Below are 14,514 nucleotides of genomic sequence, written 5' to 3'. Positions count from 1 at the left end.
CGAATGGTGGAATGGTAGACACGAAGGACTTAAAATCCTTTGGCCATTGCGGCTGTGGGGGTTCAAGTCCCCCTTCGGGTACTGCATAGAGCTGTTAATCATTTGATTTTCAGCTCTATTTATTTTTCCAGGTAGCCAAAGGGGTGTAACAAAACAAAAGGAATCTCCTTCCGTAACCGATACAGAAGACTCCCTTACAATCAAAAAAACAGATTGCACAAGTATCAAAAGCGAAGAGATATTTACTAGACCCTCCCCTACTTCACATTCTTGAAGGCTCGCAGAATCATATCCACGGCTCCATCGATGCCGGTACGTTCGGTATTGATTACCAAGTCGTAGCCGGCAATATCGGTCCACTGCTTGCCAGTGTAGTGCCAGTAGTGATTGGCTCGACCGGTATTCACCCGCTCGATTTTACGGGCAGCCTCTTCGGGCGAAATATGGAGTTTGTCGACCAGCTGCTTCACGGCAAAGTCTCGGCCCGAGGTGATGAAGACACGCAGCACGTGCGGGTCGTCGCGGAGAATCCAGTTGCCCAACCGGCCGATGATGACACACTCGCCCTTATGAGCCAGTTCACGGATGGTACGGCTCTGGTTCACATAGATGGCATCGTCCTTCGAGGGGTTCATCGAGGCGGGTATACCGCTATCGGCAAATATCAACTCCCACAGGCGGCTGGTGGGGAGATTCTGCTCGGTCTGGGCCACAAAGTCGGTCGAGTAGCCCATCTCCCGGGCCGTCTGGTCTATAATCTGCCGGTTGTAACAGGGGCAGCCCAACCGGTGGGCAACAGCCTCACCCACGGCATTGCCCCCACTGCCATACATGCGGGCGATGGTGATGATGCGGTTGCCGCTCCACTCGTCGGCAGCCACAATCGCAGCAGCCTGCCGTTCGGCCTTGGGGATAAAGATGCGGTCGAGCCACCCGATGTGCGGGGCGAATACCCGAACCATAAAGCCCACGTAAAACATCGAGACGAGTGTACCTACACCAACCATCTCCCAGCTCCAGCGACCGAAGAAGATGAACATGAATATCGTACCGATGAGCACCAGCGAAGTATCGGAACAGATCTTCACCTTGCCGAAATCCTTTTTCAGAAACTTCGATATGGCCAGCGGCAGCCCCTCACCGGCCAGCATCAGCGAGTCGCAACGCACCTCGCACGCAATGCCGAATGCCAACACGGCACCACCGATGAGCAGCTCGATGAATCGCAAGGGATAACCTATCATGGGGTTGATGTCGAAGGGGATTTGCAGGAAACCGGTCAACCACATCGTGAGGTCGGTATAGAATCCGAACAGGAAAGAGACCAGAATCTGGGTATACTGCCGGGCCTCGAAATTACGGCGCAGCAACAGAATCTGAATGGTGATGAAAAACACGTGCATGCAGATGGTGAGTTGCCCCATCGTCAGGTTCACACCCGGGACCAACGACAAGATATAGGGGGGAGCCGATATAGGCGACGAGCCCAGGTTGGCCCGTATAGACAAGGAGGTACCGAAAGCGATTACAAAAAGAATAACTACAAAACTGGCATAGCGCCGCAGCCACTCTGCCTTACTCCTCTTCCCGTTCATAATTGGTAATATTTCAAAACAACTGCGAAATTACGCAAAAACCGGCTTAACCGGCTGGCTCTTACCCGGTCTTTAAACTTATTTATACTTGCGGCGAAGGGCCGAGATCCTGCTCGAAATGATATTTTTTACAAATAACCTAAATCTTTACCCTCAAATAGCTATCTTTGTAAAAGAGAGGATGTGGTTCGGCATAGTCAACCCAATGGAACCGGTGAATTTTCACTTGTGTCTGCACCCCCTCTCACTACTGTTATTGCAAAGCCTTATTCAATATGAATACCACGACAGAACCCGGATATGTATATATTTTGACCAATCCCAGTTTTCGTGAAGACTGGGTCAAAATCGGGAAGAGTGCCCGCCCGGTTGATATTCGCTCCAAAGAACTGGATAATACCGCCGTGCCATTGCCTTTCGAGATTTATGCGACCATCAAGACCGTAAAATTCAACGAGGTCGAAAAGCTCGTACACAAAACCATAGACCGATTAACCGACCTGCGGATTCGCCAAAACAGAGAGTTTTTCAATGTGCCGCCACAAGTTGCTTTAGACATATTCAAGGACATAGCCCAAACCATCGACGACGCTGTCATCACAGAGTATCGCGACAACAGGCCCATTCAAGAACCGGGTAACGACTGCCCCCCAACCAACAACAAGAGAGTAGTCAAGCGCGAACGCTTCCGGTTCAGTCTGGTCGGTATTCCTATTGGCGAATATATTACATTCATTCCCACGGGTATACAGGTAAAAGTAGCCAGCGACAACTCCATCGAATACGATGGCCGCATCTATAAACTCTCGCCCTTTGTAGGGACTTTCATGCCCGAAGACAAGCGCAATACGTCGGGCGCCTATCAAGGGGCCAAATATTTCACCTATAAGGGAAAGGTTCTCGAAGAGCTGAGGAGAGAGATTGAACAAGACGACGAAGAGTTGGAGGTACAGTCCGAGCCTGCCACAGAGTAATTCAATATCGACATTTCAATTACGCACACAGCCCGCCAAAAAGCGGGCTGTGTTTTTATCTGAATCATTCAAGCGTCATTACCGTTCGGCTTGTTCACTCTCTTCCATCCGCTCGTGCGAGAGGTTGATGGCAAAGAGCCGGCCTACGACCGGCACGCGGAAGAGCTTGACACGATGCGTAATGCGCGCATACCGGGTGAAGAGTATCACGATGAGGAACAGGATACCCAGCAACACGGCATAGCCGAACACCTGCTTGATCGAGACCAGCGTAGCCTGCCGCTGCAACTCGCCGAAGTAGGCCGAGAAAGGTACCTGGTCCGTGAGCGGGTTCACGGCATCGAGCGAGCCGCCCAGGGTGTAGTAGTTCGACTGCATCGCCATCTTGAAGACCCGGGCCACCAGCGCCGAAGCGATGGGGCCGCCTATCCCTTCGCGCACGAAACCCACGGCACAAAGGGCCTGAAAGAAGTGCCGGAAGGGCACAATCTGCGACAGATAGGTAGTCAGGGTCACATAAATCATCACATTGCCCGCATTCTTCAGGAAGAGCGGCAGGTAGAGCCGCTCGATATTCATGTCGGGCGAAATCAAGAAGTACATCACCAACTGATAGGCCACCATCAGCACAAACCCGATGAAGGTCACCGTCTTGTAACTCATCTGCCAGCGGGCCAGGAGCAGTAGCGACAGGAGTGCCCCGGCTACGACACCCAGCAGACCGGGTACATTGAGCGAGATGGCATTGAGCGAATCGTAGTGGAGGATGCCTCCCGTAAAAGCTCCTTGCAGCACCGTCGAGGTGGCCGACAGGCAGTTGAGGGCGAAGAAGAGGAGCACCACCGTGCCGAAGTGCCGGTACTTGAAGGTCTCGGGCTCGATATAGGGGTGACGTATGTGCCACATGCGCTGCAGACTCAGGAAGAGAAACAGAGCCGCACACACCAGTGCCAGCCGTATGTAGGGCGAGTCGAACCAGTCGTAATAGTCGCCGTAGTTAAAGGCAAATGCGATGAGCAGCAGCACCACGCTCCAGAGCACGGCACCCAGCCAGTCGATGCCGAAGAGCGGCAACGGCGGACGCAGATAGAACTTGCGCAGCAGCCACTGCGATAGGACAATCACCACCAGCAACAGCCCTACGGCCAGGTAGTGCATGTAGTGCCAGCTGTAAAAGTAGGTGAGGTAGGTGGTGACCAACCCCGAGAATTGTATGCAGCCAAATACCGTGAGGTAGATGACCGGGAAGAATACGGCAAAGTTACGCGTGGGGGTGATGCGCAACTGTATCGACGAGAAGCACTCGAAGGTTCCCCACATGCGCAACACTCCCGTGAAGAAACAGGTTATCGCCAGTACCATCAGGTTGTCGGTGCTCATCGTGATAATATTGCCCACGATAAGCCCCACGGCCACGATGGGCAGAATGGTGCGTGTCGGCAACCTGAATTTCAGCCGGAACAGGACGGGGAAAATCATCGTAATGCCGATAAACGAGGCATAACCGGCCATGAGTATATCTTCCTGCATCAGCGTCGTGGCACCCATCATCTCGCTCACCGACGAGAGGTAGATACCCCCCGTGCACTGGAACACCAGAATGCAAAAGAGAAACGACACTACCCGCGCCCACATGGGCACCCACTCCTTGAAGGCGGGCACCCGGCGCATCAAGTCATCGAGCGGAGTCATGGTCGCGATACTTTACCTCACACTCTACGTTCAATCCGGCCCGCAGCTTGTCCATATCCTCGGGCGAGTTCTCCTCCGAAAAGACGATACGCACCGGGATACGCTGCTCGACCTTCACGAAGTTGCCGGCCGAGTTGTCTTGCGGTACCAGCGAATACTGGGCACCCGTAGCTTTCGAGATGGACTGCACCCGACCTTTATAGACCACCCCGGGAATGGCATCGATGGTCATGTCGACCGGCATCCCCTTGGCAATGTGGGCCGTCTGGGTCTCCTTATAGTTGGCGACTACCCACTTCTCGGCCTCATCGACAATCGACACCAGTGTCTGCCCCGGCTGAATGAGCTGCCCTTCCTGAATGGTCTTGCGCGAAGTCACCCCGTCGCAGGGAGCCAGCACCACCGTGTACGACAAGTTCAGGTTGGCCAGGTCGAGAGCCGCCTCGGCCACAGCCACGGCAGCCTCGTTCTGGTCGAGGCGTTGCGCCTGTTCATCCTTCACCAGCGAGGCCGAACGTCTCTGCCGCACCAGCATCTCATACTTGGCCTTCAAGGCCTCGTAATTGGTCTTCATCCCGTCGTATTGCTGTTGCGTCACAGCCTCTTCGGAAAGCAGCTTCTTGTAACGCTCGTAGTCTTTCTCGGCATTCTTCAGCAGCACCTCTACCTCCTCGATACCGGCATCCGACACGGCCAGGTTGTTGTGGGCCGTCGATACGGCCGTACCCATGGCGCTGCGGCCGGCCAGCGCATTCTGGTAGTCGGCCTCGGCCTGAGCCACCCGCAGGCGGAACTCGGCATCCTCGATGAGCAACAGCGTGTCGCCCTTGTGCACCGGCTCATACTCCTCGAAATAAATCTTCTTGATAAAGCCCTGCAACCGGCTGTTTACCGGCACGATGTGCTGACGTACCTGCGCATTGTCGGTATACTCGACCCGCCCCAGATGGACAAATCGCGAGCATACCCATACAAAACCAATCACCAGCAAGGCGATGGCCACGACGTTGAATACTATTTTGCGTGATTTCTTATTCATAGCTGTAAACGATTTATAATGTACCTGTTAAATAAAGAAGTTTGTAATAATTGAAAGCGATGTCGATCTGCGCATTGGCCAGCTGTACCTCGGCCGAGAGTTTGGAGTTGCTCGCATCGAGCATATCGGTGATGAGCGCAAGCTCGTTTTTGTAGCGGTTGGCGATGACGGTGTAGTTCTGGCCGGCCAGCTCTACGTTCTTCTTGCGGGTAACCAGCTGTTCATAGGCCTCGATATAGCGCACATAGGCCGCCTGCACGGCCAGTCCGGTCTGTTCGCTCGCGTCGTCATATCGCTCCTGTGTGCGGCGTATGGTCAGCTTGCTGCGGCTGGCCGCCTTGTTGGTCTTGTAGAGCGAGGCCAGATTGTAACTTATCCCTACGCCTACATACCAGTAGTTGAAATTCTTGTTGATGGGAGGAACCTCGATGGTGATAGGGCCGTCGAAATGGTTGCCGGCCATGAGGGCAATCTTGGGCAGGCGGTCGGACTTCACGATTTTATCCTGATGCTTGTTCATCTGCACGGCCAGAGCCAACTGCTTCAGTTCGGGCGAGTTTTCCATCGCCTCGTTTTGCCAGTAGGCCGCATCGCCCATGGGCAGCGTGCGCGACAGCAAGGTAGTGTCGGGCTCGATCCATACCGACTCGTCGAGCCCCAGGTTGGTAACCAGGTTGCGGTTGAGGATACCCAGCGTGTTCTTGATTTGCACGACGGTAAACTCGAGGTCCGAGAGCAGCAGCTCGTAGCGGGTGATGTCGTTTTTCAACGCCAGACCCTCGCCCTGCTTGGCCCGTATATCCTTGAGCAACTGTTTGGTCTGCTCGATATTCGGCTCATAAACCTTGATCAGATTGAGCTGCTTGAAGAGGTCGAAGTAGTAACCCGCCAGCAGGAAACGCACCTTGTTGCGGTCTTTGGCCCAGTCGAGCCGGGCATTCTGCTCTTGCAACTGTGCTATGGCGATACCGTTCGAAACAGCTCCACCCGAATAGATGATTTGCGAAACCTCCAGTGCAAAGTTGTTTCCCAAGTGAGGCATCGGAGCCCGTTCTACCTGCGTGAAATCACGCTCCATCAGGGTTCCATCGCCCAAGTAACTAAAAGAAAGTGAGGCATCTATGTCGGGTAAGCGGTCGTTTTTGGCGACTCTCACCGCCTCGTGAGCCTCATCGATTGCCGTAAACGAGGGGCGCAGTGTCTTGCTGTTGCGATCGGCCAGGTCGAAAATCTCGTCCAGCGTAAACACCCGACGGACCGGCTCCTGAGCACATGCACCACCTGCACATAACGATGCACACAGCACCGCTATGGACAAATAGAATTTGTTCATTCGTAAAAAAAATTATGAATTAAAAATGTAGGATTAACTAAAAAAGAATGTATTGACCGTAGCTATTGATCAATCGGAATTGGCCATTCCCCATTGGTGAAACGAATCGAGTTTTGTCAATACTCCACTACGAAAATTATAAATGCGATTGGCTATGTTTGGTCTCATCAGATACATGGAGCAATATACTCCATTCGGGGCGCAAAGGTACAAAAAGATTCGGTATCTGTAGCGATTTCCTCAAAAAAAACAGAAATATTTTTCTTCTATATATCTTTCTCTCATATACATACACGCTTTTTCCGTGGCTACAATCTACCCGGGAACACCCGCCGAACCACCCGGTCGAGGTACAATCTGTAAAACGGGTACAACTATCTGTAATTTGTCTATTTCGCATGCGCCATACCCGCACTACCTTTGTCATCGACCCCCTCAGGGGGGCACGATACGCAAGATAAAGAGAGACAGCACGGCATAGAAGGCTCGACCGAAAGGTTTTACGCCGGCCCGGCACGAGAAAAATTCGGGCAAAAAAGTGTGTTTTCCCGGACCGATGCTCCTCGAAATAGAAAATCTTTGCGTATTTTCGTAGGTGATTTCCAGACAAGAAATCGTCATCACGACACACAGTATTTAATAGTAAAACAAACTTCTATGTTACGAAAAATCAGAATAGTCGCTGCAACTATCTGCTTCGTCCTCATCACTTTGCTGTTTCTCGACGTCACGGGCACGCTGCACCTGTGGTTCGGGTGGCTGGCCCGGATACAGTTTCTCCCGGCCGTGCTGGCGTTGAATGTGGGCGTCATCCTTCTGCTGGTGGTGCTCACCCTGCTCTTCGGGCGCATCTACTGCTCCGTCATCTGTCCGCTTGGAGTATTCCAGGACATCGTTTCGTGGCTGGCCGGCAAGCGCAAGAAAAACCGCTTCCGTTATTCGCCGGCCCTCTCGTGGCTGCGCTACGGCGTGCTGGTCATCTTCATCGCCATGCTGGTAGCCGGGTTAACCGCCTGGGCCGCCCTCATCGCTCCATACAGCGCCTACGGCCGCATAGCCACCAACCTCTTTGCCCCGATATACCGGTGGGGCAACAACCTGCTTGCCCTCGTGGCCGAGCGCATGGACAGCTATGCCTTCTACTCGACCGAGGTCTGGCTCAAGAGCCTCCCCTCGCTCATCGTAGCCGCGGTCACCCTGGTAGTCATCGTCGTACTGGCCTGGCGCAACGGACGCACCTACTGCAACACCATCTGCCCGGTGGGCACCACGCTGGGGTTGCTGTCGCGGTTCTCGTTCTTCCGCCCCGCCATCGACACGACCAAATGCAACGGTTGCCAGTCGTGTGCCCGCAACTGCAAAGCCTCGTGCATCGATGCCAAAAATCATGCTATCGACTACAGCCGCTGCGTAGTGTGCATGGATTGTCTCAATCGTTGCACCCAACACGCCATTCACTACGTGCCCCGCACCCGACTGCCGAAAAACGAAAAGACGGCCGAAGCGAAAGCTCCCGCTCCCGAGGCAAAGGGGAACAACTCCCGCCGGGAGTTCCTGACCCTCACCGGCGTACTGGCCGGAAGTGCCCTGCTGAAAGCACAGGAGATGAAGGTCGATGGCGGTCTGGCTGCTATCGAAGAGAAAAAGATACCCAAACGGGCTACCCCCATCACTCCGCCGGGCTCGCTCAGCGCCTCGCATCTGGCCCAGCATTGCACCGCTTGCCAACTGTGCATCACCAATTGCCCCAACCAGGTACTGCGCCCCTCGGGCAACCTGATGACCTTCATGCAGCCCGAGATGTCGTATGAGCGCGGCTATTGCCGCCCCGAGTGCACCCGCTGCTCCGAGGTGTGCCCCACCGGCGCCATCCGCCCCATCACCGTAGCCGAGAAGTCGAGTATACAGATAGGGCATGCCGTTTGGGTGAAAGCCAACTGCATACCCCTGACCGACGGCGTGAGCTGCGGCAACTGCGCCCGCCACTGCCCCGTGGGTGCCATCCAGATGGTGGCCTCGGACCCCGCCGTGGCCGACTCGCCCAAGATTCCAGTCGTCAACACCGAGCGTTGCATCGGCTGCGGTACCTGCGAGAACCTCTGCCCGGCCCGCCCCTTCAGTGCCATCTATGTCGAAGGCCACAAACAACACCGCATCATCTAACCCTTCAAAAAAAACGAGGAGACAATGGAAAACAAATCGAACAAAAACATAAATCGCCGCAACTTTCTGAAAGTGGTAGGCGGCACGGCCCTCGCTTCGGCCGCCGTACTGCCCGGCTGTAAAAACCGGCAGGAGGCAGCCCACACGGCCACCACCGAAGTCCCCACCGACCAGATGACCTACCGCACCAACCCCAAGACACAAGACCGGGTATCGCTGCTCGGCTACGGCATGATGCGGTTGCCCAGCATCCCTTCGCCCGACGGCACCAGCAGCACCATCGACCAGGAGGCAGTCAACGAACTGGTCGACTATGCCATCGCCCACGGCGTGAACTACTTCGACACCTCCCCCGTCTACATGCAGGGCGGGTCGGAAAAGGCGACCGGTATCGCCCTCAAGCGTTACCCGCGCGACAAATATTTCGTGGCCACCAAGTTGTCGAACTTCTCCAACTACACCCGCGAGAACTCCATCACCATGTATCGCAAGTCGTTCGAGAATCTGCAGGTCGATACCATCGACTACTACCTGCTCCACTCCATCGGCAACGGCGGCATCGAGACCTTCCGGGCCCGTTACATCGAGAACGGCATGCTCGACTACCTCGTCGAGGAGCGCAAGGCCGGCCGCATCCGCAACCTGGGATTCTCGTTCCACGGTACCCAGGCTGTCTTCGACGAGGTGCTGGCCATGCACGAGACCGTGCACTGGGACTTCGTGCAGATACAGCTCAACTACGTCGACTGGCGCCACGCCTCGGGCAATAACGTCAATGCCGAATATCTCTATGCCGAGCTGGAAAAACGACACATCCCCGCCATCATCATGGAGCCCCTGTTGGGCGGCCGCCTGTCCAACGTACCCGACCACATTGCCGCCACCCTCAAGCAACAGGCTCCCGAGTCGAGCGTGGCCTCGTGGGCATTCCGTTTTGCCGGCTCTCACGCCGATGTGCTCACCGTGCTCAGCGGCATGACCTACATGGAACACTTGCAGGACAACCTGCGCACCTATTCGCCTCTCGACACCCTCACCGAGGCCGATCTGGAATTCCTCGAAGAGACGGCACAACTGATGCTGCGCTACCCCACCATCCCCTGCAACGACTGCAAGTATTGCATGCCCTGCCCCTACGGGCTCGACATACCGGCTATTCTGCTCCACTACAACAAGTGCATCAACGAGGGCAACGTGCCGGCCTCGTCGCAAGACGAAAATTACCGCAAAGCGCGCCGCGCTTTCCTCATCGGTTACGACCGCAGCGTACCCAAGTTGCGCCAGGCCAACCACTGCATCGGATGTGGGCAGTGCGTATCTCATTGTCCGCAAAGCATCAACATACCCAAGGAACTGCACCGAATCGACCGCTTTGTCGAGGAACTGAAACAAGGTAAAGAATTTTAAACTCGCTTATGGAATACCGCACATTAGGACGTACCGGCATACGGGTAAGTGCCATTGCCCTCGGCTGTGAGGGCTTTATCAACAAAAGCGCTCAAGAGGTGAAGGCCGACTTCGACTTTGCCATCGACCGGGGCATCAACTTTGTCGACATCTACTCGTCGAACCCCGACCTGCGCGACCACATCGGGCAGGCACTGGAGGGCCGCCGCGACCGCTTCGTCATACAGGGACACTTGTGCACCACCTGGGAGAACGACCAGTACCTGCGCACCCGCGACCCGAAGAAGACCATCGAGTCGTTCGACTCCCTGCTCAAGCAGCTGCGCACCGACCATGTCGATGTGGGCATGATTCACTACGTCGATGCCGAGAAGGATTTTCACACGGTCTTCGACCACGAGATTATCGAGATTGCCCAACGGCTGAAGGCCGAGGGCAAGATACGCCACATAGGCATGAGCAGCCACAACCCGCTCGTGGCCAGCATGGCGGTAAAGACGGGCCTCATCGACGTGCTGCTCTTCTCGATTAACCCCTGCTACGACCTGCTCCCGCCCAACGAAGATGTAGATGTACTCTTCGATCAGCAGAGCTACGCCGGGGCCCTGCACAACATCGACCCGGCCCGTGAGCAGCTCTATGCCTTGTGCGAACGCGAAGGGGTAGCTATCGACGTGATGAAGGTCTTCGGCGGCGGCGACCTGCTAGACCAGGAAAACTCGCCCTTCGGTTGTGCCTTCACCCCCGTACAGGCCATCGACTACGCCCTTACCCGCCCCGCCGTGGCTGCCGTCATGCTGGGATGCAAGACTCAGGACGAGATGACTGCCGCCATTGCCTGGTGCCAGGCATCGCCCGAAGAGCGCGACTACACCGCGGTGATGACCCATCTCGACCGGTTCTCGTGGCGCGGACACTGCATGTATTGCGGCCATTGTGCCCCCTGCACGTCGAAAATAGACATTGCCGCCGTGAACAAATTCTACAACTTGACTGTTGCACAAGGTGAGATTCCCGAAACCGTACGGGAACACTACAAGGCGCTCGAGCACCATGCCTCGGAGTGCATTGCCTGCGGCGCTTGCGAAACGCGCTGCCCCTTTGGCGTGCAGATTGTCGAGTCGATGCAACGGGCCGCTCAACGATTTGGCTACTGACACAGTCTCGCAAAGACAAAAAAACGAACATGAAAGAGAAAGAAGAGAGTCCCTGCAAGGTACCCTCTGGTGCCGCGCTGTGAAAACGCGCCAGGTATCGCCGGGCTCATCTCACCCGAATAAACAATTTGTAAAACAATCAAGAAGATTTGTATAAACGAATGAGGACAAAACTTTTACCCCTGTTTCTATGCTTTGCCGGAATCGCTTCGGCACAAACCGACTCGCTGTCTAACTCCTACCTGGCCATGGCCGGAAAACCCTCCGACCCGATTCACATCGGCGAAGTGGTGGTGACCGGTACCCGCAACGAGACCGACGTACGGCATCTGCCCCTCACCGTCTCGGTCATCGACCGTCAGGAAATCGAGCAGAGCATGCAACCCTCGGTACTGCCCATACTCACCCAGCAGGTGCCCGGGCTCTTCATCACCTCACGGGGTATCATGGGCTACGGCGTATCCAACGGTGCAGCCGGCGGCATAGCCCTGCGTGGCTTGAGCGGCGGCTCGGGCCGTATGATGGTACTTATCGACGGACACCCGCAATATGCCGGTATCTTCGGGCACCCCATCTCCGATGCCTACCAGTCGTTCCTGGCCGAGCGCGTGGAGGTGCTGCGCGGCCCGGCCTCGGTGCTCTACGGTTCGAACGCCATGGGCGGGGTAATCAACATCGTCACCCGCCAGTTGCACGAAGAGGGGGTAAAGACCAACGTCAACCTGGGATACGGCTCGTTCAACACCCTGCAGAGCGAAGTGACCAACCGCATCCGAAAGGGTCGGTTCACGAGCCTCATCAGCGGCTCGTACAACCGCACCGACGGCCACCGCTCCGATATGGGTTTCGAACAGTATGGCGGCTATGCCAAACTGGGTTATCGGGTTACCGACAACTGGAACCTGCGCGGCGACGTAAACGTGACCCACTTCAACGCCTCCTATCCGGGCCCGGTGAGCGCCCCGCTGCTCGACGGCGACCAGAGCATCACCCGCGGCATGACCTCTTTTGCCGTGGAAAACAAATACGAGAAAACCTCGGGTGCCGCCAGCTTCTTCTACAACTGGGGCAACCACTGGATTAACGACGGTTATACACCCTCGAAAGGAGAGACCCCGCAAGAGAGCCGATTCCTCTCGTTCGACAACATGATGGGCCTGTCGCTCTACCAGAGCACGCAGTTCTTCCCGGGCAACCGCATCACCGTGGGCTTCGACTGGTTCCGCTACGGCGGCCATGCCAGGAACAAGTTTGTGAGCGGCGAGAAGGCGGGCACGACGAGCGACCTGGTCGACAAGCACGAAGACGAATTGGCCGGTTACGTCGACTTCCGCCAGGACCTGGGCAGCTGGCTCACCCTCGATGCCGGTGTGCGCGTAGACCACCATTCGCGAGTAGGAACCGAGTGGATACCGCAAGCCGGACTCTCGTTCCACCTGCCCCGTACCATCGAACTGAAGGCCTCGGCCTCGAAGGGTTTCCGCTACCCCATCCTGCGCGAGATGTACATGTTCCCACCCCAGAACCCCGACCTGAAACCCGAGTCGATGTGGAGTTACGAACTGGCCTGGGCCCAACACCTGCTCGACAATAGCCTCACCTACGGCATCAACCTCTTCTACATCGACGGCAAAAACCTCATCGTCACCCTGCCCAACCCCAACGGCACTGGCATGCTGAACCAGAACACCGGCAAGATTGAGAACTGTGGCGTGGAGGGCGAGATAGCCTACCGCATCGACCCGCACTGGTCGGTCGAGGCCAATTACAGCTACCTGCACATGGAGAATCCCGTCGTGGGTGCTCCCGAACACAAACTTTACGCTGGAGCCCAATACACCCACAAGCGGTGGACCGTATCGACCGGCGTGCAATACATCGACAACCTCTACACGACGGTAGGCGACAACCCTCAGACCGAGGAGTTCGTCTTGTGGAACCTCAACGCCTCGTTCCGCGTGAACCGCTGGCTCGACGTGTGGGCCCGGGGCGAGAACCTGCTGGCCCAGCGCTACGAAATCAATGCCGGCTACCCCATGCCACGGGCTACGGTCATGGCCGGTGTGAATCTGAACTTCTAAACCCTAAACAATACAGCCTATGCAATCCAAATTCATCTCGATGGCCTTGTGGGCATTTCTCCCGGTCATGGCCGGCATCAGTTGCAGCACACAGGCTCAGAATCAGGAGCAACAGCCCTCCCAGGGAGAGCAACAGGTTGCTCGCGTGTACATGTTCAAAGAGATCTCTTCGGAGAATCTGGTCAAAATCTACGAAGCCCTGGGCCGCGAAGCTACCGGCAAAGTGGCCGTAAAACTCTCGACCGGTGAACCGGGCGGGCACAACTTCCTGCAACCTTCTCTCATTCAACCGCTTGTGAAAAAGGTAAACGGTACCATTGTCGAGTGTAATACCGCCTATGGCGGCGGACGGGCCGACACCGAAAGCCACCTGAAGGCAGCTGCCGACCACGGCTTCACAGCTATCGCTCCGGTCGACATCATGGATGCCGAGGGTGAGGTTGCACTGCCCGTGCAGGGAGGCAAACACCTGAAGGAGAACTATGTGGGGGCTCACTACCCGCAATACGACTTCACCATCATCCTCTCGCACTTCAAGGGGCATGCCATGGGCGGATTCGGCGGAGCCATCAAAAACATGTCGATAGGTATCGCCTCGTCGGGCGGAAAGGCCTGGATACACTCGGCCGGGAAGACCAAAAGTAACCCTTGGAGCAACCTGCCTGCCCAGGACGATTTTCTGGAGTCGATGGCCGAAGCGGCCAAATCGGTAGCCGACCACTGCGGCGACAAAATTCTCTACATCAGCGTAGCCAACAACCTCTCGGTCGACTGCGACTGCGACGCTTCGCCCGAAGCGCCCCGGATGGGCGACATCGGCATACTGGCCTCGCTCGACCCCGTGGCCCTCGACAAAGCCTGCACCGACCTGGTGCGTGCCTCGAACGACCCCGGCAAGGTACACCTGATCGAGCGCATCGACTCGCGCCACGGCATGCACACCCTCGAGTATGGCGAGCAGATAGGACTGGGCACCCAGACCTACGAACTGATTACTCTCGACTGACGGATTCTGCGAGATTACACAGAGACCCTCTTCACACAAAAATCCTCCTGCCTTTAGCCCGAACTGT

General features: G+C 56.1%; 10 protein-coding genes. 6 read left to right on the top strand and 4 right to left on the bottom strand.

Going from position 1 to position 14,514, the window contains the following annotated elements:
• Positions 1–257: 257 nt before the first annotated feature.
• Positions 258–1,595: a cytidylate kinase family protein gene (locus Q1K76_RS11405; protein WP_300133489.1), complete on the bottom strand. Its 1,338-nt coding sequence runs from the start codon at positions 1,593–1,595 to the stop codon at positions 258–260.
• A 275-nt stretch (positions 1,596–1,870) separates the two neighbouring features.
• On the opposite strand from Q1K76_RS11405, the gene Q1K76_RS11400 reads away from it, so the two are divergent.
• Positions 1,871–2,569 carry a GIY-YIG nuclease family protein gene (locus Q1K76_RS11400; RefSeq protein ID WP_298662980.1) on the top strand — a complete coding sequence of 233 codons (699 nt, stop codon included), beginning with the start codon at positions 1,871–1,873 and terminating at the stop codon, positions 2,567–2,569.
• A 78-nt stretch (positions 2,570–2,647) separates the two neighbouring features.
• On the opposite strand, the gene Q1K76_RS11395 is transcribed toward Q1K76_RS11400, so the two are convergent.
• From Q1K76_RS11395 to Q1K76_RS11385, 3 genes are read right to left on the bottom strand one after another with little or no spacing between them, the layout of a single operon-like run.
• The gene (locus tag Q1K76_RS11395; protein WP_300133486.1) at positions 2,648–4,261 is read right to left on the bottom strand and encodes a hypothetical protein; all 1,614 of its coding nucleotides are present in this window, start codon (positions 4,259–4,261) and stop codon (positions 2,648–2,650) included.
• On the bottom strand, positions 4,245–5,300 hold the full coding sequence (locus Q1K76_RS11390; RefSeq protein WP_300133483.1) for an HlyD family secretion protein: 1,056 nt from the start codon (positions 5,298–5,300) through the stop codon (positions 4,245–4,247). The genes Q1K76_RS11395 and Q1K76_RS11390 overlap by 17 nt, the downstream gene beginning before the upstream one ends.
• A 13-nt stretch (positions 5,301–5,313) precedes the next feature.
• Positions 5,314–6,633: a TolC family protein gene (locus Q1K76_RS11385; RefSeq protein WP_300133481.1), complete on the bottom strand. Its 1,320-nt coding sequence runs from the start codon at positions 6,631–6,633 to the stop codon at positions 5,314–5,316.
• Positions 6,634–7,290: 657 nt separating this feature from the next.
• Here Q1K76_RS11385 and Q1K76_RS11380 point away from each other — a divergent pair.
• The 5 genes from Q1K76_RS11380 to Q1K76_RS11360 all read left to right on the top strand — a co-directional run bounded on the left by Q1K76_RS11380 (position 7,291) and on the right by Q1K76_RS11360 (position 14,447).
• A complete protein-coding gene (locus Q1K76_RS11380; protein ID WP_300133479.1) occupies positions 7,291–8,796 on the top strand; it encodes a 4Fe-4S binding protein in 1,506 nt (501 codons plus the stop codon).
• Between the two features lie 24 nt (positions 8,797–8,820).
• Positions 8,821–10,203 carry an aldo/keto reductase gene (locus Q1K76_RS11375; RefSeq protein WP_087409638.1) on the top strand — a complete coding sequence of 461 codons (1,383 nt, stop codon included), beginning with the start codon at positions 8,821–8,823 and terminating at the stop codon, positions 10,201–10,203.
• 8 nt (positions 10,204–10,211) lie between these two features.
• Complete coding sequence (locus Q1K76_RS11370; RefSeq protein WP_300133476.1) at positions 10,212–11,360, top strand: aldo/keto reductase; 1,149 nt, start codon at positions 10,212–10,214, stop codon at positions 11,358–11,360.
• 248 nt (positions 11,361–11,608) lie between these two features.
• Positions 11,609–13,441, top strand: coding sequence for a TonB-dependent receptor (locus Q1K76_RS11365; RefSeq protein ID WP_300133491.1), 1,833 nt, complete (start codon positions 11,609–11,611; stop codon positions 13,439–13,441).
• Positions 13,442–13,460: 19 nt separating this feature from the next.
• On the top strand, positions 13,461–14,447 hold the full coding sequence (locus tag Q1K76_RS11360; RefSeq protein ID WP_300133473.1) for a DUF362 domain-containing protein: 987 nt from the start codon (positions 13,461–13,463) through the stop codon (positions 14,445–14,447).
• The last annotated feature ends 67 nt before the right edge of the window (positions 14,448–14,514 follow it).

This window comes from uncultured Barnesiella sp. (assembly GCF_946496565.1).
Lineage (GTDB): Bacteria > Bacteroidota > Bacteroidia > Bacteroidales > Barnesiellaceae > Barnesiella > Barnesiella merdigallinarum.
Note: the sequence above shows the minus strand (reverse complement) of the source record. Positions and strands in the feature narration are given on the sequence as shown.